The sequence below is a fragment of the Leisingera sp. ANG49 genome, from assembly GCF_059694505.1.
Window position 1 is genome coordinate 555,583 of sequence record NZ_JCATZN010000004.1, and the last position, 17,198, is coordinate 572,780.

A 17,198-nucleotide genomic window follows, 5' to 3' on the forward strand; every position below is an offset into this window, starting at 1 on the left:
AAAGGCGCGCCGCCCTGGCGCGCCTTCTGATCATTCCGGCTTACTCGGTCTGGCTGGTGTCCCCGGTTCCTTTGCTGACCAGCGCGCCGTTTTCCCAGGTGCCGTCCGCCTTCTGGCCGCTGGCGTATTTCATTGTGCCAGGCCCCTGCCGCTTGCCGTTGACAAAGCTGCCCTCGTAGACATCGCCATTGGCATAGGTCGCCACGCCCTGACCGTAGATCTTGCCTTCCTGCCATTCGCCCTCATAGGTGAAGCCGTCGGGCATCACGATCTTGCCCTGCCCGTGGCGCTGGCTGTTGGCGAACTGGCCGGTGTAAACAGAGCCGTCGGCATAGGTCACCGTGGCCTCGCCGTGGCGCTGCCCGTCCTTCCAGCCGCCCTCGTAGCGGTAGCCGTCGGCGTACGTCATCACCCCCTGGCCGTGGTTTTTGGCGTTCTTGAAACCGCCGGTATAGGTGATGCCGCTCGGGTAGGCGGCGGTGCCTTGGCCTTCGATCACCCCGGCCACCCAAGCGCCTTCATAGGTGGAGCCATCTGGGTATGTGATCTTGCCCTGGCCCTCGGCCAGATCATCGCGGAAATCACCCTCATAGACCGAACCGTCGGGGTAGACTGCCTTGCCCTTGCCCTCAATCTGGCCCTTCACCCACTCACCGGTATAGCTGTAGCCGTCCTTTTCGGTGAATGTGCCGGTGCCATGGCGCTGGTCATCGCGGAAATCGCCCGCGTAGACATCACCATTGCCATAGGTCTGCGTGCCGGTGCCATGGCGGCGGCCCTTCTGCAGCTCGCCTTCGTAGATGTCGCCGTTGGGTTGCGACAGCTTGCCGGTGCCGTGCATCTGGCTGGCCTGCCATTCGCCCTCATAGACCAGCCCGTCGGAGGTCTCCAGCTTGCCCTGGCCCTGCAGCTGGCCATCGGCAACGGCCCCCTCGTAAACGGTGCCTTCGGCATAGGTGATCCTGGCAAGGCCCTGCTGGTGGCCCTCGACCCAGTCGCCGTCATAGGTATAGCCGTCGGGGGAGGACATCACCCCCTGTCCGTGCCGCTTGCCATCGGCAAAACTGCCCTGGTAGCGCACGCCGCTGGCATAAACAGAGGTGCCGTCGCCGTGGATCTGCCCGTCCTGCCAGCCGCCCTCATAGGTGCTGCCATCGGCGCGGGTCAGCTTGCCCAGCCCGTGCGGCTTGCCTTGCGCAAACTCGCCTTCATAGACCGAACCGTCCGGGAACCGCGCTACCCCCTGGCCGCGCACTTCGCCTTCGACCCACTCGCCGGTGTATTGATAGCCGTTCGGCAGCGTGTAGGTGCCGGTGCCATGCTGCAGCCCGCCCTTGAAAGTGCCTTCATAGACACCGCCGATCTCGTCCTGGGTGGTGATGACCTCGCCTTCCTGCGCCAGCGCGGGTGCGGCCAGTGCCAGGATGGTGGAAAGCGCGAATGCGGTGCCGAAACGGGTCATTGAAAACCTCTGCCTGCCCAGGGATTACGGTGCTGCTGCCATTTTGGGTTGCTCGCCCGGAAACTAAGCTACCGCAACACTGGCCGCAATGTCTTTTCCCGGGCTTCAGCCCCTTGCCCTTCCCCTTGGCCGTCAATCTGGTAAATGGCTGAGGAAGGATACTTGCAAAGGGCCCAAGCAGCATGGCAGACCGTTTCCGCGTGACACTGGCGCAGCTGAACCCCACCGTCGGCGACCTGGCGGGCAACGCCGCCAAGGCCCGTGCCGCCTGGGAAGAGGGGCGCAAGGCCGGCGCCGACCTGGTGGCGCTGCCGGAAATGTTCATCACCGGCTACAACACTCAGGATCTGGTAATGAAGCCGGCCTTCCACACAGCAGCAATTGCCGAGGTGGAGAAACTGGCAGCCGACTGCGCAGACGGCCCGGCGCTGGCCATCGGCAGCCCCTGGGTTGAGGGCGCACAGCTATATAATGCCTACCTGATCCTGAAAGGCGGCAAGATCGCCTCCCGCAGCCTCAAGCACCACCTGCCGAACGAGACCGTGTTCGACGAGGTGCGGATCTTCAATGCCGGCCCGTTGGGCGGCCCTTACGCGGTCGGCAATACCCGCATCGGCTCCCCCATCTGCGAGGACGGCTGGCACGAGGATGTCTCCGAGACGCTTGCCGAGACCGGCGCCGAGTTCCTGCTGATCCCCAACGGTTCACCCTATTTCCGCGACAAGATGGAGGTGCGCTTCAACCACATGGTGGCACGCTCCGTCGAAACCCATCTGCCGGTGATCTACCTCAACATGGTGGGCGGCCAGGACGACCAGGTCTTCGATGGCGGCTCCTTTGTGCTGAACCCCGGCGGCGCCCTGGCATTGCAGATGCCGGTGTTCGATGAGGCCTATGCCCATCTCGATCTGGAACGCACCGATGACGGCTGGCGCGCGGCAGAGGGTGAAAAGGCGCATCTGCCCGACGCCTTGGAGCAGGACTACCGGGTGATGGTGGAATCCCTGCGCGACTACATGGGCAAGACCGGTTTCAAAAAGGTGCTGCTTGGGCTGTCGGGCGGCGTCGACTCGGCCATCGTGGCGGCCATTGCGGTGGATGCGCTGGGTGCAGAAAACGTCCGCTGCGTGATGCTGCCGTCCGAGTACACCAGCCGGGAATCGCTCGACGATGCCGAGGCCGTGGCCAAGGCGCTGGGCGTGCATTACGACTATGTCCCGATCTCCGAGGGCCGCTCCGCGATCACCAATACCCTTGCTCCGCTGTTTGCCAGCCGCGATGCCGATATCACCGAGGAAAACATCCAGTCCCGCTTGCGCGGCCTGCTGCTGATGGCGATGTCCAACAAGTTCGGGGAAATGCTGCTGACCACCGGCAACAAGTCCGAGGTCGCGGTCGGCTATGCCACCATCTACGGCGACATGAACGGCGGCTATAACCCGATCAAGGATCTCTACAAGACCCGCGTGTTCGAAACCTGCCGCTGGCGCAACGCCAATCACCGCCCCTGGATGAAGGGGCCGGAAGGTGAGGTGGTCCGTCCCAATGTGATCGACAAGCCGCCCAGTGCCGAGCTGCGCGAGGACCAGAAGGACAGCGACAGCCTGCCGGATTATCCGGTTCTGGATGCAATTCTGGACATTCTGATCGATCAGGATGGCTCAATCGCAGATTGCGTTGCAGCAGGATATGACCGCGATACGGCCAAGCGGGTGGAGCATCTGGTTTATATCAGCGAATACAAGCGCTTCCAGTCCGCACCCGGCGCCCGCCTGACCCGGCGCGCGTTCTGGCTGGACCGCCGCTACCCGATCGTGAACCGCTGGCGCGACCCGTCCTGAAGGCCGTATTAACCCTTTGAAGCCACAGGTTTTTATGCCCCTTCAGCAGCGCGACTCACGCCATTTCTGTGCCGGTAACGCTCTGATATGCGGCGGAAAAATCACATTGGCGGAATGCGGCGCAGCCGGTGTCGCATGCACGCTGGACCAGCGGTTTTGCACCGGGCATAGATGCCTCCATGCCCGGACCCAGACTGCCTCATTTCCAACCTGATCTGGCCTTGCCCAAGGCCGTCGACGCTGTGGTGATCGGCGGCGGAATTATTGGAGCCAGCACCGCGCTGGAACTGGCCGAACGCGGCCATTCCGTGCTGCTCTGCGAAAAGGGGCAGATCGCGGGGGAGCAAAGCTCGCGCAACTGGGGGTGGGTACGCATCGCTTGCCGCGACCCGCGGGAAATCCCGCTGATGGCAGAGTCGCTGCGCCTGTGGGAGGGGCTGGCGGAACGCACCGCGCATGAAACCGGATTCACCCGATCCGGTATCCTCTACACGGCCGAAACCGCCAAGCGGGAAGCCCAGCTGGAACGCTGGCTGCGTAATCTCGACGGCTGGGGACAGGGCGCCCGCATGGTCCGCGGCGAACAGCTGGCCCTGCTGATGCCGGGGCATCAGACGGCGGCTCGCGCAGCGCTGCACACGCCGCTGGACGGCCGGGCCGAACCGCAGCTGGCGACCCACGCAATCGCTTCCGCCGCCCGTGCGGCCGGGGCGAAAGTGATGACCGACTGCGCCGTGCGCAGCGTCGAGACCTCCGCGGGTCGCATCAGCGGCGTGATGACCGAACGCGGCCGGGTGGCCTGTTCCGCGGTTGTCACTGCCGGCGGCGCCTGGTCGCGGCTGTTCCTAGGCAATGCGGGCGTGAACGTGCCGCAGCTCATGGTGCTGAACTCGGTCCTGCGCACCTCACCGGTGCAAGGCGGGCCGGAAACCGCGGTGCGCAGCGGCAACCTCGGCCTGCGCAAGCGGGCAGACGGCGGCTACACGGTCTCAGACGCGATGGAGAATGTGGTGGACATTGTCCCCGACAGTTTCCGCCTTGGCTGGAAATACCTGGCCAGCCTGCGCCAGGAATGGCGGGCGCTGCAGTTCCGGATCTCCGGCCGCTGGGCAGAGGAGGCAGCGCAGCCCCGCCGCTGGGGCCAGCAGGACACCACGCCGTTCGAACAGTGCCGCGTTCTGGACCCGGCGCCCTCGCAAAAGGCGCTGAAAAGCGGCTGGGCCGCCGCGCAAAAGGCCTTCCCGGTGCTGCAGAACGCCGACGTGGTGCAAAGCTGGGCCGGGCTGATGGATGTGACCCCGGATGCGATCCCGGTCATCTCGCAGGTGGACAGCCTGCCGGGGCTGTTCATTGCCACCGGTTTTTCCGGCCACGGCTTCGGCATCGGCCCCGCCGCAGGACGTTTGACCGCCGATCTGGTCACCGGCAGCACCCCGGTCGTGGACCCGCGCGCCTTCCGCCTGTCCCGGTTCACCGACGGCAGCAAATACGGGCCGCAAACCGGCTATTGAGCGATCCGTCCGGCAGGCGGCCCGGGCTGTCAGAGCGCAGGCTGTGCACTATCATTACGGCAGGAGGGCTGGCGGATGAGCCGGAACAAGACAGCTCCAACGGGCGCAAGCGTCGAAGAGTTTCTGCAAGCGGTGGAGCCGGAGCGCAAATCTGTCGAGGCGCAGGAGCTGGACCGGCTGTTCCGCGAGGCGACCGGATTCCAGCCGCAGATGTGGGGCCCGTCCATCATCGGATACGGCCGCTACCGTTACCGCTATGCGACGGGCCGCGAAGGGGAATTTTTGGCCACCGGATTCGCCCCGCGCCGGGCGCGCCATTCAATTTACATCATGCCGGGCTATCAGGATTACAGCGCCATCCTGTCCCGCCTGGGCAAGCACAAGCTGGGCAAGAGCTGCCTCTATGTGAACAAGCTCGCCGATGTAGATCTGGAGGTTCTGGGGGAACTGGTCAAAGCGGGCCTCAAAGACCTGAACGCGATCTGGCCGGTGCGGCCGGAGTAATTGCCGGACTTTCATCTTTCCCGAAATACTCGCGCCGCAGGCCCGCGCCGAAGGTGCGTTAACACTGCCGAAACTGGACAATCCGGCGCCCATGTGACAAGGGGCAGGGCAACAGGAGACTCGTAATGACCACCACCCGTTTTGCCCCGTCGCCGACCGGCTATATCCACGTCGGCAACCTGCGCACCGCGCTGATGAACTACCTGATCGCCCGCAAGGCCGGCGGCACCTTCATCCTGCGCATCGACGACACCGACCCGGAGCGGTCCAAGGAAGAATACGTCGATGCCATCAAGCAGGATCTGGAGTGGCTTGGCCTGACCTGGGACAAGGTGGAGCGCCAGTCCGAACGGCTGGACCGCTACGTTGCCGCCGCCGACAAGCTGCGCGGGATCGGCCGGTTCTACGAGGCTTTCGAAACCCCGACCGAGCTGGACCTGAAGCGCAAGAAGCAGCTGAATATGGGCAAGCCGCCGGTCTATGACCGTGCCGCACTGAACCTGTCCGAGGACGAGAAAGCTGCGCTCCGCGCCGAGCGCGGCGACGGCGTCTGGCGCTTCAAGCTGGACCACCAGCGCATCGAGTGGACCGACGGCATCCTAGGCGATATCTCCATCGACGCGGCCTCGGTCTCCGACCCGGTGCTGATCCGCGGCGACGGCCAGTTCCTCTACACTCTGGCCTCGGTGGTGGATGACACCGAAATGGGCGTGACTCATGTGGTGCGCGGTTCCGATCACGTCACCAACACCGCCACCCAGATCCAGATAATCGAGGCGCTGGGCGGCTCTGTTCCTTCCTTTGCCCACCACTCGCTGCTGACCGGCCCGCAGGGCGAGGCGCTGTCCAAGCGCCTGGGCACTCTGGCGCTGCGCGACCTGCGCGAGGCGGGTGTGCAGCCGATGGCTCTCCTCAGCCTGATGGCGCGTCTGGGTTCCTCTGACCCGGTCGAGCTGCGCACGGAGCTGGCAGAGCTGATCGACGGTTTCGATATCAACCGCTTCGGCGCCGCGCCGACCAAGTTCGATGTCGAGGATCTCTACCCGCTGACCGCCCGCCACCTGCAGTCGCTGCCGCTGGAGGCTGTGCAAACCCACGTGGACGCGCTGGGCGTCCCGGCCGGGAAACAGGCCGCCTTCTGGGATATGGCCAAGGAAAACATCACCACGCTCAAGGACCTCGCCGGCTGGTGGGATCTGTGCCGCGACGGCGCCGAACCGCTGGTGGCGGATGAGGACAAGGACTTCATCGCCGAGGCGATGGCCCTGCTGCCCGAAGGCCCCTATGACAGCGAAAGCTGGGGCAAGTGGACCGCCGCGGTGAAAGAGGCGACGGGCCGCAAGGGCAAGGGCCTGTTCATGCCGCTGCGCAAGGCCGTGACCGGCATGGAGCGCGGCCCCGACATGTCCGCCCTGCTGGCGCTGATGGAAACCGTGCGCGCCCGCGGCTGACACCTGAAACATCCTGTTGCAAAAGGCGGTGCCTCCGGGTGCCGCCTTTTCCGTTTCCGGACGGTCTCTATCAACCCCAGTTGCCGTCCCGCACGTCCTGGCACATCTCCCTGGCGGCCTTGGCCATATCCGGGTTCGGATGTTCGCCAAGCGCATTCAGAGACTTTTCCATCCAGCGCATCACCGATGGCGAGTCGCTGCCGCAGCGGGCAATCGGCGGGAAGGCGCAATGCAGCAGATGCCGCGCTGTGACCGGCGGGACATTCACCTTCGGGTATTCGGCCCTGCGGGCGTCGCTGCTTTCGTCCTCCGGGGTGTTCTCCCACAGCAGCCGCTCCAGCCGCCCCATTACTTCCACTGCGGTGCCGGGATCATTGACGCCGGGCGACAGCGCCCGCTGCGCGGTCTCCGCCAGCAGGGTCAGGCCAAAGGAGGGGTCCTGATCGAAGCTGCGCACGTCGCCGATGTCGATCGCGGCAGAGGCCGCCTTGCAGAAATCCTCGTCCCCGTCTGTTGCCCAGGCCACCGGCTGGCCGCGCAGGATGTACTCCCCCGGCGCCCGCGTCAGGGTGATCCCGGTGCCGGCCTCATCCGCCAGCTCGTTCAGCCGCGCCAGCCCGGCATAGCGGACAAAGCCGCTCTTGGCGGCGGGGATATCCACGGCGTCCGCGGGTTTGGCGTCTTTGCGCGCGCACAGGCCCCCGAGGCAGGGTTTGTCCATCCGCGCCCGCAGGCTGGCGCGGCTGCGGTTCTCGATCAGCCGCAGGGTGTGGTCCATGCTTCCCAAGCCCGACAAATGATCGATCCAGCGCAGGATGGCGCCGACAATCAGAACCACCACGATGACGGTCAGGCCAAAAACGACAAAGGCGCCTTCCGGCGTGAAATAGCCCGCGCGGAACAGGATCACCGCGCTCAGCGAATAGATGAAGCCGCTGACGAATGTCGCCAGCACCCGGTGGGTGACGGTGTCCTCCAGCAGCAGCCGGTAGACCCGCGGTGTCGCCATCGAGGCGGCGGTGCGGTAGGCGCTGACCATGACGTTGAGCGAAAAGGTGGTGACCGCCAGCATGCCCGACGCCAGGATCGTCAGCACCGGCAGCACCGCCTCGCGCCCGAAATCCTCGCTCAGGTTGTCGGGCAGCCAGGGTTTTGCCAGAGGTGCAAGCAGCAGTGCCAGCACGGAAATCAGGGAAATCAGAACAACCCTGAACCAGAGCTGCCGCGCAATCCGGCCCAGGTGCAAGAATGCCTTTTCAATCATGCCTTCCAGACTATGCGGCGGGCGCCGGTGCTGTCGATCAGATCGTCAAAGATTTTGCGCTCGGCTGCGGTGATCGCCTGATGGCGCGGGTAACGCGGCGCCGCGCGGTCGTCCAGGATGGGCGACTCCCAGCCGTCGGTGGTCTCCACGAACCCCTCCAGACCCTCGGCGCCAAACACCTGCAAGTAGCCCTGTAAAACCACATCCAGATAGCTCAGCAGGATCGGGTGCCGTTCGCTGACGCCGTTCTGCTTGTCCGCCGCCACGGCATAGACGGAAATTTCAGGGCTGACCGCCAGCCCGTGCTGCACCCGGTCCGAGGTCGGCAGCCGCTCATAGGCGAATTCCCGTTCGTCCAGCGCCGCCCAGTCGGCGCCCGGCACCTCCGCAATCAGCCCGTCGATTTCGCTGTTTTCGCAGGGCACCGCCGACAGGAACGCCACCTCGCGCAAGGAGGTATGCACCCAGGCGCGCCGCCAGCCGCTGAGCCGGGCAGGTGCCGCACCGCCATAGGCATGGGTCGCAGTGTTCACCAGGCTGCCGTAGCCAAAGAAGTAAGGAGCCGTCATCTGTGCGCCCTTCTGCCGCATTTTCGCTTATTGATGTATGTCAAACCGCTTTTTCCGCTCTTGTGCAATAAGCGATGCACCATAGCTGCGGGAGCTGACCCATGCGCATTACCAAAAGGACCAACATTGCCGTGCGGCTGCTGATGTATTGCGCCGCGCATGAAGACCGCCTGGTGACCAAGGCCGAGATCGCAGAGTGCTGTAATATCTCGGAAAACCACCTGGCGCAGGTGATCAACCAGCTGAGCCAGCTGGGCTACCTCGCCACCCAGCGCGGCCGTAACGGCGGCATGAACCTGGGCAAGCCCGCGGCGGAGATTCGCATCGGCGATGTGTTCCGCGATGTCGAGGGCAACCTGCCGATGGTGGAATGCTTTGCCGACGCGGACAACACCTGCCCGCTGTCCGATGCCTGCCGGCTCAAGGTGGCGCTGGCGGATGCGGCACAGGCTTTCTATGCCTCGCTGGACGATATCTCGCTGGAATCCCTGGTCTGCGACAACCATGACCTGATGCGCCTCTTGCAGCCGGTCTCCTGCGGCGCCCGCTAAGCCAGGCCGCCGCAGGCCAGGTCATTCGCGCGCGCGCAGGATGCGGGCGGGCTTGGCGGCCAGCGGCCGCAGCGCAAATGCCAGCCCCGCCAGCAGCGTCGTCAGCACCCCGCCCGAGATCACCATCACCGCATTGGGCCAGATCACCGCATAGCTGGTCTCAAACACATAGGCGTTGATCGCCCAGGCCCCGGCAATGCCGGCCGCCAAGGCAACCATCCCTGCCGCCGCGCCCAACAGGGCAGAGCGCAGGGCAAAGCTTGCCAGGATCTGCTTGCGCGGTGCGCCCAGGGTTTTCAGCAGCGCCGCCTCATACCGCCGTGCAGGCTCCCCCGCGGCCGCGGTGCCAAGCAGTACCAGGAACCCGGTCAGCAGCGTTGCGGCGGCGCCATAGGCGGTGGCCGCCGCCAGCTGCCGCAGGATGTCCGACACCCGGTCGATGGCGTCACGCATGCGGATGGCGGTGATATTGGGCATCTCCCGCGCCAGATCGCGCAGGATCGCCGCCTCCGCCTTTTCCTCGGCATAGACGGTTGCGATGAAGCTGTGCGGCGCGCCGGCCAGCGCGGCCTCGTTCAGCACCATCACAAACCCCATGCCCGCGGTGGAGAAATCCACGTTGCGGAAGCTGGTGATGGTGCCGGTGATGTCGCGGCCCAGGATGTTCAGCGTCAGCGTGTCGCCCAGCTTGAGGCCCAGCTCCTCTGCCTCCTCGGCGGCAAAGCTGATCTGCGGCTCGCCTGAATAATCCTCCGGCCACCACTCGCCCGCTGTGACCTCTGTCGCCTCCGGCTGCGCGGCGGCATAGGTGATGCCGCGGTCGCCGCGCACCACCCAATGGTCGCCCGCAACCTCCGTCGCGGGCTGTCCGTTGATGCGGGTCAGCACACCGCGCAGCATCGGCGCGTTCTCCACCCGGGTGACGGAGGGATCGTTCTCCACCCGCTCCAGGAAGGCAGGCATCTGGCTGCGCTGGATGTCGACAAAGAAATAGCTCGGCGCCACATCCGGCAGGTTGCCCGCGATCGCCCGGCGCATGTTGCCGTCAATCTGGCCGATGGCGGCCAGCACCGTCAGGCCCAGCCCCAGCGCCAGCACCGCGGGCACGGCACCGTCACGCGCACTGCCAATGGAAGACAGCGCCCACCGCAGGGCAGGGCGCCCGTGCGAGGCGCCGGTGCCGCGGCGCGCCAAGAACCCGATCGCCAGCGCCGCAACCAGCAGCACCATCAGTGCCCCCATCAGCCCGCCCGCGGTCCACAGCGTCAGCTGCGCCGAGCCGCTGAACCAGGCTGCCAGCCCCACCAGCGCCGCCAGCGCCACCCCGGTCGCCAGCAGATAGCGCGGCGCGGGCAGCCTTGTGCGGCTGGCAAAGGCATCCCGGAACAGCGAGGCCGCGCGGATCCGCTCCGCCCGCGCCAGCGGCCACAGGGCAAAGATGAAGGCGGTCAGCACGCCATAGACAGCGGCCTCCGCCAATGCCGAGGGGAAGAGCGAGAACACGGCCGGGAACGGCAGCTGCGCTGCAATCAACGGCCCCAGCAGCAGCGGCAGCACGCCGCCTAGCACCAGCCCGATGCCGACCCCGACCAGCGTCAGCGCACCGATCTGCAGGAAGTAGGTCAGGAAAATCGTCTGCCGCTCCGCCCCCAGCGTGCGCAGGGTGGCAATCGTCGCGGTCTTGGTCGCCAGATAGGCGCGCACGGCGGCCGAGACGCCGACGCCGCCGACCGCCAGGCCGGACAGGCCCACCAGCACCAGGAAACCGCCCAGCCGCTCGACAAAGGAGGTGATCCCCGGCGCGCCGTTCCTGGCATCGCGCCAGCGCATGCCGGTGGTCTCAAACAGCCCCTCGGCCTCGGCCTGCAGAGCGTTCAGGTTGCTGCCCGCAGGCAGTTCCATCCGGTATTTGGTGTCAAACAGGGTGCCAGGCTCCAGCAGGCCGGACTCTCCCAGATCCGCCGTCCGCACCATGGTGCGCGGCCCCAGCTCAAACCCGGAGGCCGCGGCATCCGGTTCCAGCGCGATCATCGCCGTCAGGCGGAAATCCTGGGTGCCCAGCCGGAAAACATCCCCCGGCTGCAATCCCAACCGGTCCGCCAGAACCCTGTCCATCACCCCGCCGGGTAAGCCCTCAGCCCCTGCCAGCGCCGTCTCAAGCGGCATTTCCGGGCTCAGCTTCATCTCACCCTTCAGAGGGTACAGCCCGTCCACCGCCTTCACCTGGGTCAGCCCGCGCTCCTCGCCGACAGTGGCCATGGAGCGGAACTCGGCAATCTCGGAATGGCGCAGCGCGGTCCGGTCTAGCCAGGCGCGCTCGTCCTCATTGGCAAACCGGTAGGTGAAATTCAGTTCGGCATCGCCGCCCAGGATCGTCGCGCCCTCTTGCGACAGCCCGGCCTCGATAGAGGCCCGGATGGAGCCAATGGCGGCAATCACCCCGACCCCCAGGGCAAGACAGGCTAGAAAGATGCGGAACCCCTTCAGCCCGCCGCGCAGCTCCCGCAGGGCAAACCGCCAGGCGAGGCGGATAGAGGCGGCATTCATTCCGCGGCCTCGCGCGCCGCCGCGTCGTCCACGCGCCCGTCGCGCAGCCGCACCACCCGGTCGCAGCGCGCTGCCAGCTCCGGCGCGTGGGTGACCATCACCAGCGTCGCGCCATAGCGGTCGCGCAACCCGAACAAGAGGTCCATCACCGCTTCGCCATTGGCCTCATCCAGGTTGCCGGTCGGCTCATCCGCCAGCAGGATCGCAGGCCGCGGCGCAAGTGCCCGCGCAAGCGCCACCCGCTGCTGCTCGCCGCCCGACATCTGCGCCGGAAAATGGCCCGCCCGGTGGCCGAGACCCACCGCCTCCAGCTCAGCCTGGGCGCGGGGGAAGGCATCCTTGACGCCCGCCAGCTCCAAGGGCGTTGCCACGTTTTCAAGCGCCGTCATCGTCGGGATCAGGTGAAAGCTCTGAAACACCACGCCCATGTTATTGCGGCGGAACCGTGCCAGCGCGTCCTCGTCCATCGCGGTCAGGTCCTGGCCCAGTGCGGTCACGGTGCCTCCGGTCGCCTGCTCCAGCCCGCCCATCAGCATCAAGAGCGACGATTTGCCCGACCCGGACGGCCCCACCAGCCCCAATGTCTCCCCCTGCCGCACGTCCAGCGAGATGCCGTGCAAAATCTCCACCGGGCCGGTATTGCTATTCAGGGTCAAACTCGCATCTAAGAGATGCAGAACGGGGCTGTTTTGATCGGTCATCGGGCCTGCCTGTTGGATGCACCTAACGGATATGGAGTGTTTGCGGCGATGCGCAAGACATTGGCACTGCTGAGTTTGCTGCTTTTTACCACCCCCGCCTGGGCGGAACCGCTGCGGATCACCGCCCTGGGCGACAGCCTGGTGCAGGGGTACGGGCTGCCGCAGGGCCAGGGGCTGGTGCCGCAGCTGGAACGCTGGCTGAACGGGAACGGTGCCGATGTCACGCTGCAGAACGCGGGCGTCTCAGGCGACACCACCGCCGGCGGGGCAGAGCGCGCCGAATGGACCTTGTCGGACACTCCAGACGGGCTGATCGTGCTTCTGGGCGGCAATGACATGCTGCGCGGGCTGGCGCCTGAGGAGGCGCGCGCCAATCTCGAACGCATCCTGCAAACGGCACAGGCCAAGGGGATCGAGGTCCTGCTGATCGGCATGAAGGCCCCGCGCAACTATGGCCCGGATTACAAACAGGCCTTTGACGCGATCTATCCGGAACTGGCGGCTGAATACGGTGCAGTGCTGCACCCGGATGCCTTTGCCGGCATGGCGGCTGAGGCGGGCAACGACCCCGCAGCAGCGCAGGCGTTCATGCAGGACGACGGCATACACCCCAACGCCCGCGGCGTTGCGCTCAACGTGGCCGCGATCGGCCCGGCTGCGCTGCAGCTGGTGGCGGCCATAGACCGCTGAAAACAGCCCCGGCCGTCAGGGCTGTTTGAAAATTTCGGTACAGATCAGAGGGTCAGGAGACCAGCGCGATATCCACTGCGGATTCGCGGCCGTCGCGGCCTGCGCGCAGCTCGTAGGTCACTTTCTGATTGTCTGCCAGGCCGGTCAGCCCGGAACGCTCCACAGCGGAAATATGGACAAATACGTCCTTGCCGCCTTCTTCGGGTGCAATAAAGCCATAGCCTTTGGTGGTGTTGAACCATTTGACGGTGCCAGTGGCCATCGTCGTGTACTCCTAAGTCGTCTCAGTTCTCTGCCCGCTTATGCGGCAGTCCGGCAAGGTTTGCAGATGGTCATGACCGCGCCGGGTAGGGTACAGTGATGGCATTCGCGTAACATCGCCGTGACAGAATTGGGTACGAATCCCCCTCAGCGCAAGAAAAATGCGCGGTGACGCGGGGTTCTGGAGCAGATTCCGGCGGTTGTGCGCCTAAGGAACTGTCACTTGTGCGGCTATAGCACAGTCACCACCGTGCCCAGCGGCACCCGCTCGTACAGGTCCACCACATGCTCGTTCATCATCCGGATGCAGCCGTTTGACACCGAATGGCCGATGGTCTGCGGCTGGTTGGTGCCATGGATGCGGAAATAGGTGTCGATCCCGTTCTGGAACAGGTACAGCGCCCGCGCCCCCAGCGGGTTGTCCGGCCCGCCCGGCTGGATGTAGTCGTTGTCGATGAACTTGGCATAGGCCCGCGGATCGCGCTCGATCATCTCGTCGGTGGGGCGCCAGGTCGGCCAGACCTTCTTGCGTTCGATCACCGCCTTGCCGGTGAACTCCAGCCCCGCCTTGCCGACGCCGACGCCATAGCGGATCGCCTTGCGCTTGTCGGTCACGAAGTAGAGGTAGTAGGAGCGCGGCAGCACCAGGATCTGGCCGGGGGCAAAGCCCTTGCGGATCCGCACTTCCTGCGGCGTGGGGTCAAAGGGGGCAGGCTCTTTCTTGCGGGCCAGCGCCGGCAGCGGGAGCAGCGCCGCAGCGGCGGCTGCGGTGCCCGCGGTCAGAATTTTCCGGCGTGAAAACATGGCCAAACCTCCGAACGTCAATTGCAACTCCTCTTCATCTTCCGGCGGCGGCGGCAGGCGGTCAACGGGTTTCGGCGGATGCGATGCAAACTGTTGCACAGGATGCAAACTGTTGCACGGGCGGCCGCCGCGGCTATACCGGGGCAAACAGCCAAAGGAGCCGTCATGGGCGCCAAGACCCTCACCTGCCTGACCTGCGCCCAGCTCAACCGGGTGCCGGGGGAAAAACTGGGCAGCGGCCCGAAATGCGGCAGCTGCGGCGCGGCGCTGATGCCGTCCAAGCCGGTGGATGTGGACCCGGCCACGCTGCAGAAGGCGGTGCAGAATGACGATGTGCCGCTGGTGGCGGATTTCTGGGCGCCCTGGTGCGGCCCCTGCCGGATGATGGCGCCGGAATATGCCAAGGCCGCCAAGGCGCTGGCAGGCCGCGCGCGGCTGGTCAAGCTCAACACCCAGGACCACCAGTCCACCGGCGCCCGTTACCGCATCCGCGGCATTCCGGCGCTGATCGCCTTTGAGCGCGGCAAGGAGAAGAAACGCCAGGCCGGCGCGCTGCGGTCGGGGCAGATCATCAGCTGGCTGCGCGGCTGATCCCTCGGGGCTTCAGACACCGGGTCCCGCCCTGCGGCGCGCCGGTGTCAGAACAGGCCCGGCCCGGGGCCACAGCGGGCCTTGGGGCCTTTGCCCGCGCCCGCGCCATGCCCGCGGCTGCCGATACTGCCGCTCCGCCACAGCTGAATGGCAAGCATTCCCAGCATCAGGACCACGGCTGCCACAGGGTACAGGAGCACAACCAGCCACACCGGCCAGCCGCCGATCATGATGGCGGCAATGGCCAGCACAAGGCCGCCCAATGCGCCGAATAATGCGCTGATCCAGGCCATGCAGCCCTTTCCCCTCATGCCCCCTACCCCAAGAAAGTAGGGCGCAGCCTGCAGGCAGGCAACTGGGCAAGGGATACTTCTGCGCGATCTGTCCGGAGTTGGTTATATCAAGGGTGGTGCGTTCAGCCGCTGACCGGATGCGCTGCCGCCCGGTTCAGGCGGCTGCCAGCCGGCCGCCAGGGGGTATCCCGCCGCCGGGCCCCGACGCCCCGCTGCGCCAGTACCACAGGGCAGTGGCCAGCAGCGCCGCCGCAGAACCCGCCGCGGGATAGATCAGCAGGCAGGCCCACAGCGGCAGCCCGGCAACGGCATAGCCCGCCACCGCGGCGCACAGGCCCGCAACCATACCCAGAATGACACCTGCCCAGGCCATGACGCCTCCACAATTCCGCAGCCCGGGCCCAAGCGCCCGCTGCCTCCACGCCCATCATCCGGCGAACTGTGTTATCAAAACGTTAAGATCGCGGCGGCAGCGGCAAACCAGCGCAAATAATGGGCGCGCAGGCGTTATTTCGAGGTCAGCGCGACCCCGTCCTTGGCCTTGGGCATCTTGCCCTTGCCCTGTTCCAGCACATGCGCCAGTTCATGCGCCAGCAGCTTGGAATCCTTGGCAAAGGCCGGTTTCGCCACATAGATATGGTTGCCCACGGTAAAGGCGCGGGCCTTCAGTTCCTTGCAGACGTCCTTGGCGTTGCCGCCCATATGCACCCGCACTTTGCCCAGATTGCCGCCGAAATGCGCCTCCAGCCCTTTGCGCAGATCGCCGGGCAGCTTCTTCTCCGTGGTGCCTTCCGGCGCGGTCTTCAGCTTCTTGCGCTTGGCCTTCCGGCCTTTGGCCGCCTCGACCTCCGCCTTCACCTCTTCCGGTTTCAGAGCCATGGGGGATCCTTTCCAACGCTTTAACCAACACAAGGCGCCGGGCGCCTGTGGTGAGGGTAGCGCAGGTTGGCGGAAAGGCGAAATCGAGGACGGGGACAAAGCGCCGTCAGCAACAGAACAGTCAAACGGTTCAGAAGCAATTTTGCGCCGCCGGGCCCATTTCCCCGGGCCGCTTGAGGCCCGGGCTGCGCCTGCCTGCCCCCCGGCAGGCGCATTCGCGCCCGTCCAGGCAGCCGCCGCTCTATCTATCGCGTAGCGGCAGCGACATAGCTCGCACCTGAGCTTCCAATCTTATGAACGTTCAAAGGAGAGTTCTTATGGCGCCACAATGGGGTAGGGTAGTCGCTTGGACGAAAGGGGGAGTATTGAGCCGAGATAGCGCACTTGCCGGCGACAAGAGCTCGTACATCTAGCTTTTCGTTGTGTGCGCCAACATTTTGCGCTCAATTGCGTCTTGCAGAGTTTGAAAGGATCTAGTGGTGAGTGCTCAAAATAGTGCCCCTGTTTCTATGAAATTTCTTTATGTTGCTTTTGTATTGGTGGTGTTAATTTGGTTTTTGAATCTTGCAGTGCCAATCGGCTGGACTTCGGATGAGCGCGGCACATTCGGCGATATGTTCGGAGTCGCAAACTCGATCTTTTCTGGGTTGGCTTTGCTCGGTGTCGTTTATGCAATACTTCTGCAAAGGCATGAAGTGTCAATTGCCCGAGAAGAATTGGAAAGGACGAAAGTAATACTAGAAGATCAATCAAGGGCGCTTAACAAGCAAAATGACGATGCGCGAGTCAAGTCTTTCGAAGAGACTTTTTTTAAGATGTTGTCACTGCATAACGAAATGTTGACTCAGATCGACCTTACTGATGGAACAACTAACACAACTGGCCGAGACGTCATTGCTTCTCTCTGGTTGCGCCTCGGCAATAAATTTAAGTTTGATTATGAAAAATTCTATGAGGCGAATGGTAAGGAGTTGGGGCACTACTTTAGGATGCTATTCAACATAGTTAAATATATAGATGAGAAGGCTCCTGAGAATCCCAAGTTTTATTCGAACTTGGTTCGAGCGCAACTTTCTGACTTGGAAGCGGCCATGTTAATGGTGAATGGGCTCAGTCGGCACGGAGAGAAGTTTAAGCCTCTTATCGAGAAGTACCACCTATTAAAGCACGTGAAGCAAATGCAATTTGACCAGAGCGGCGTGAATGCGAAAGCCTATTCGGCTTTCGCATTTGATAAGAATGGATCATATCCAGAGTTTATGGAGATTAGCTGACTACA

18 protein-coding genes are annotated in these 17,198 nt (G+C 64.6%); 8 read left to right on the top strand and 10 right to left on the bottom strand.

Annotation, left to right across the window (positions count from 1 at the left end; all coding sequences use genetic code 11):
* Positions 1-40: 40 nt before the first annotated feature.
* Positions 41-1,462 (bottom strand): MORN repeat-containing protein, encoded by a 1,422-nt coding sequence (locus AC58NV_RS16535; protein ID WP_497228095.1) that lies wholly within the window; start codon positions 1,460-1,462, stop codon positions 41-43.
* Positions 1,463-1,644: 182 nt separating this feature from the next.
* On the opposite strand from AC58NV_RS16535, the gene AC58NV_RS16540 reads away from it, so the two are divergent.
* The 4 genes from AC58NV_RS16540 (at position 1,645) to gltX (ending at position 6,769) form a co-directional block, all read left to right on the top strand.
* Positions 1,645-3,303, top strand: a complete 1,659-nt coding sequence (locus AC58NV_RS16540; RefSeq protein WP_497228096.1) for an NAD+ synthase — start codon at positions 1,645-1,647, stop codon at positions 3,301-3,303.
* A 179-nt stretch (positions 3,304-3,482) separates the two neighbouring features.
* Complete coding sequence (locus AC58NV_RS16545) at positions 3,483-4,814, top strand: NAD(P)/FAD-dependent oxidoreductase (RefSeq protein ID WP_497228097.1); 1,332 nt, start codon at positions 3,483-3,485, stop codon at positions 4,812-4,814.
* Between the two features lie 75 nt (positions 4,815-4,889).
* A complete protein-coding gene (locus tag AC58NV_RS16550; RefSeq protein ID WP_497228098.1) occupies positions 4,890-5,318 on the top strand; it encodes a DUF1801 domain-containing protein in 429 nt (142 codons plus the stop codon).
* Positions 5,319-5,443: 125 nt separating this feature from the next.
* On the top strand, positions 5,444-6,769 hold the full coding sequence (gltX, locus tag AC58NV_RS16555) for a glutamate--tRNA ligase (protein ID WP_497228099.1): 1,326 nt from the start codon (positions 5,444-5,446) through the stop codon (positions 6,767-6,769).
* 70 nt (positions 6,770-6,839) lie between these two features.
* Here the strand turns inward: gltX and AC58NV_RS16560 are convergent, their stop codons facing one another.
* Positions 6,840-8,033: a DUF2254 domain-containing protein gene (locus tag AC58NV_RS16560; protein ID WP_497228100.1), complete on the bottom strand. Its 1,194-nt coding sequence runs from the start codon at positions 8,031-8,033 to the stop codon at positions 6,840-6,842.
* The gene (locus AC58NV_RS16565) at positions 8,030-8,602 is read right to left on the bottom strand and encodes a gamma-glutamylcyclotransferase family protein (protein ID WP_497228101.1); all 573 of its coding nucleotides are present in this window, start codon (positions 8,600-8,602) and stop codon (positions 8,030-8,032) included. Before AC58NV_RS16565 ends, AC58NV_RS16560 begins: the two co-directional genes overlap by 4 nt.
* 101 nt (positions 8,603-8,703) lie before the next feature.
* Between AC58NV_RS16565 and AC58NV_RS16570 the strand changes: the two genes are divergently transcribed.
* The gene (locus AC58NV_RS16570; RefSeq protein WP_174147302.1) at positions 8,704-9,153 is read left to right on the top strand and encodes an RrF2 family transcriptional regulator; all 450 of its coding nucleotides are present in this window, start codon (positions 8,704-8,706) and stop codon (positions 9,151-9,153) included.
* Between the two features lie 21 nt (positions 9,154-9,174).
* Here the strand turns inward: AC58NV_RS16570 and AC58NV_RS16575 are convergent, their stop codons facing one another.
* Together AC58NV_RS16575 and AC58NV_RS16580 are read right to left on the bottom strand one after the other, a co-directional pair.
* Positions 9,175-11,700, bottom strand: a complete 2,526-nt coding sequence (locus AC58NV_RS16575) for an ABC transporter permease (RefSeq protein ID WP_497228102.1) — start codon at positions 11,698-11,700, stop codon at positions 9,175-9,177.
* Positions 11,697-12,401, bottom strand: coding sequence for an ABC transporter ATP-binding protein (locus tag AC58NV_RS16580; protein ID WP_497228103.1), 705 nt, complete (start codon positions 12,399-12,401; stop codon positions 11,697-11,699). Before AC58NV_RS16580 ends, AC58NV_RS16575 begins: the two co-directional genes overlap by 4 nt.
* Before the next feature lie 48 nt (positions 12,402-12,449).
* On the opposite strand from AC58NV_RS16580, the gene AC58NV_RS16585 reads away from it, so the two are divergent.
* Entirely contained in the window at positions 12,450-13,091 is a 642-nt protein-coding gene (locus AC58NV_RS16585; RefSeq protein ID WP_497228104.1) for an arylesterase, read from the top strand.
* Positions 13,092-13,143: 52 nt separating this feature from the next.
* Here AC58NV_RS16585 and AC58NV_RS16590 read toward each other — a convergent pair whose 3' ends face one another.
* Both AC58NV_RS16590 and AC58NV_RS16595 read right to left on the bottom strand, forming a co-directional pair.
* The gene (locus AC58NV_RS16590) at positions 13,144-13,353 is read right to left on the bottom strand and encodes a cold-shock protein (protein WP_027236435.1); all 210 of its coding nucleotides are present in this window, start codon (positions 13,351-13,353) and stop codon (positions 13,144-13,146) included.
* Between the two features lie 230 nt (positions 13,354-13,583).
* Complete coding sequence (locus AC58NV_RS16595) at positions 13,584-14,156, bottom strand: L,D-transpeptidase (RefSeq protein ID WP_366662520.1); 573 nt, start codon at positions 14,154-14,156, stop codon at positions 13,584-13,586.
* A gap of 165 nt (positions 14,157-14,321) precedes the next feature.
* Between AC58NV_RS16595 and trxC the strand changes: the two genes are divergently transcribed.
* The gene (trxC, locus tag AC58NV_RS16600; protein ID WP_497228105.1) at positions 14,322-14,747 is read left to right on the top strand and encodes a thioredoxin TrxC; all 426 of its coding nucleotides are present in this window, start codon (positions 14,322-14,324) and stop codon (positions 14,745-14,747) included.
* Positions 14,748-14,794: 47 nt separating this feature from the next.
* Here the strand turns inward: trxC and AC58NV_RS16605 are convergent, their stop codons facing one another.
* The 3 genes from AC58NV_RS16605 to AC58NV_RS16615 form a co-directional block, all read right to left on the bottom strand.
* Positions 14,795-15,040 (bottom strand): hypothetical protein, encoded by a 246-nt coding sequence (locus AC58NV_RS16605; RefSeq protein ID WP_497228106.1) that lies wholly within the window; start codon positions 15,038-15,040, stop codon positions 14,795-14,797.
* Positions 15,041-15,194: 154 nt separating this feature from the next.
* Positions 15,195-15,413, bottom strand: a complete 219-nt coding sequence (locus AC58NV_RS16610; RefSeq protein ID WP_497228107.1) for a hypothetical protein — start codon at positions 15,411-15,413, stop codon at positions 15,195-15,197.
* A gap of 134 nt (positions 15,414-15,547) precedes the next feature.
* Positions 15,548-15,919: an eCIS core domain-containing protein gene (locus AC58NV_RS16615; RefSeq protein WP_366662525.1), complete on the bottom strand. Its 372-nt coding sequence runs from the start codon at positions 15,917-15,919 to the stop codon at positions 15,548-15,550.
* A gap of 479 nt (positions 15,920-16,398) precedes the next feature.
* Between AC58NV_RS16615 and AC58NV_RS16620 the strand changes: the two genes are divergently transcribed.
* Complete coding sequence (locus tag AC58NV_RS16620) at positions 16,399-17,193, top strand: putative phage abortive infection protein (RefSeq protein ID WP_497228108.1); 795 nt, start codon at positions 16,399-16,401, stop codon at positions 17,191-17,193.
* The last annotated feature ends 5 nt before the right edge of the window (positions 17,194-17,198 follow it).

Excerpts from the sequence above, each read along its gene's own strand:
- AC58NV_RS16605 (WP_497228106.1), bottom strand. The coding sequence starts at position 15,040 with ATGGCCTGGATCAGCGCATTATTCGGCGCATTGGGCGGCCTTGTGCTG.
- AC58NV_RS16595 (WP_366662520.1), bottom strand. The coding sequence starts at position 14,156 with ATGTTTTCACGCCGGAAAATTCTGACCGCGGGCACCGCAGCCGCCGCT.
- trxC (WP_497228105.1), top strand. The coding sequence starts at position 14,322 with ATGGGCGCCAAGACCCTCACCTGCCTGACCTGCGCCCAGCTCAACCGG.
- AC58NV_RS16535 (WP_497228095.1), bottom strand. The coding sequence starts at position 1,462 with ATGACCCGTTTCGGCACCGCATTCGCGCTTTCCACCATCCTGGCACTG.
- AC58NV_RS16610 (WP_497228107.1), bottom strand. The coding sequence starts at position 15,413 with ATGGCCTGGGCAGGTGTCATTCTGGGTATGGTTGCGGGCCTGTGCGCC.
- AC58NV_RS16580 (WP_497228103.1), bottom strand. The coding sequence starts at position 12,401 with ATGACCGATCAAAACAGCCCCGTTCTGCATCTCTTAGATGCGAGTTTG.
- gltX (WP_497228099.1), top strand. The coding sequence starts at position 5,444 with ATGACCACCACCCGTTTTGCCCCGTCGCCGACCGGCTATATCCACGTC.
- AC58NV_RS16545 (WP_497228097.1), top strand. The coding sequence starts at position 3,483 with ATGCCCGGACCCAGACTGCCTCATTTCCAACCTGATCTGGCCTTGCCC.
- AC58NV_RS16585 (WP_497228104.1), top strand. The coding sequence starts at position 12,450 with ATGCGCAAGACATTGGCACTGCTGAGTTTGCTGCTTTTTACCACCCCC.
- AC58NV_RS16570 (WP_174147302.1), top strand. The coding sequence starts at position 8,704 with ATGCGCATTACCAAAAGGACCAACATTGCCGTGCGGCTGCTGATGTAT.
- AC58NV_RS16615 (WP_366662525.1), bottom strand. The coding sequence starts at position 15,919 with ATGGCTCTGAAACCGGAAGAGGTGAAGGCGGAGGTCGAGGCGGCCAAA.
- AC58NV_RS16590 (WP_027236435.1), bottom strand. The coding sequence starts at position 13,353 with ATGGCCACTGGCACCGTCAAATGGTTCAACACCACCAAAGGCTATGGC.
- AC58NV_RS16540 (WP_497228096.1), top strand. The coding sequence starts at position 1,645 with ATGGCAGACCGTTTCCGCGTGACACTGGCGCAGCTGAACCCCACCGTC.
- AC58NV_RS16575 (WP_497228102.1), bottom strand. The coding sequence starts at position 11,700 with ATGAATGCCGCCTCTATCCGCCTCGCCTGGCGGTTTGCCCTGCGGGAG.
- AC58NV_RS16565 (WP_497228101.1), bottom strand. The coding sequence starts at position 8,602 with ATGACGGCTCCTTACTTCTTTGGCTACGGCAGCCTGGTGAACACTGCG.
- AC58NV_RS16550 (WP_497228098.1), top strand. The coding sequence starts at position 4,890 with ATGAGCCGGAACAAGACAGCTCCAACGGGCGCAAGCGTCGAAGAGTTT.
- AC58NV_RS16560 (WP_497228100.1), bottom strand. The coding sequence starts at position 8,033 with ATGATTGAAAAGGCATTCTTGCACCTGGGCCGGATTGCGCGGCAGCTC.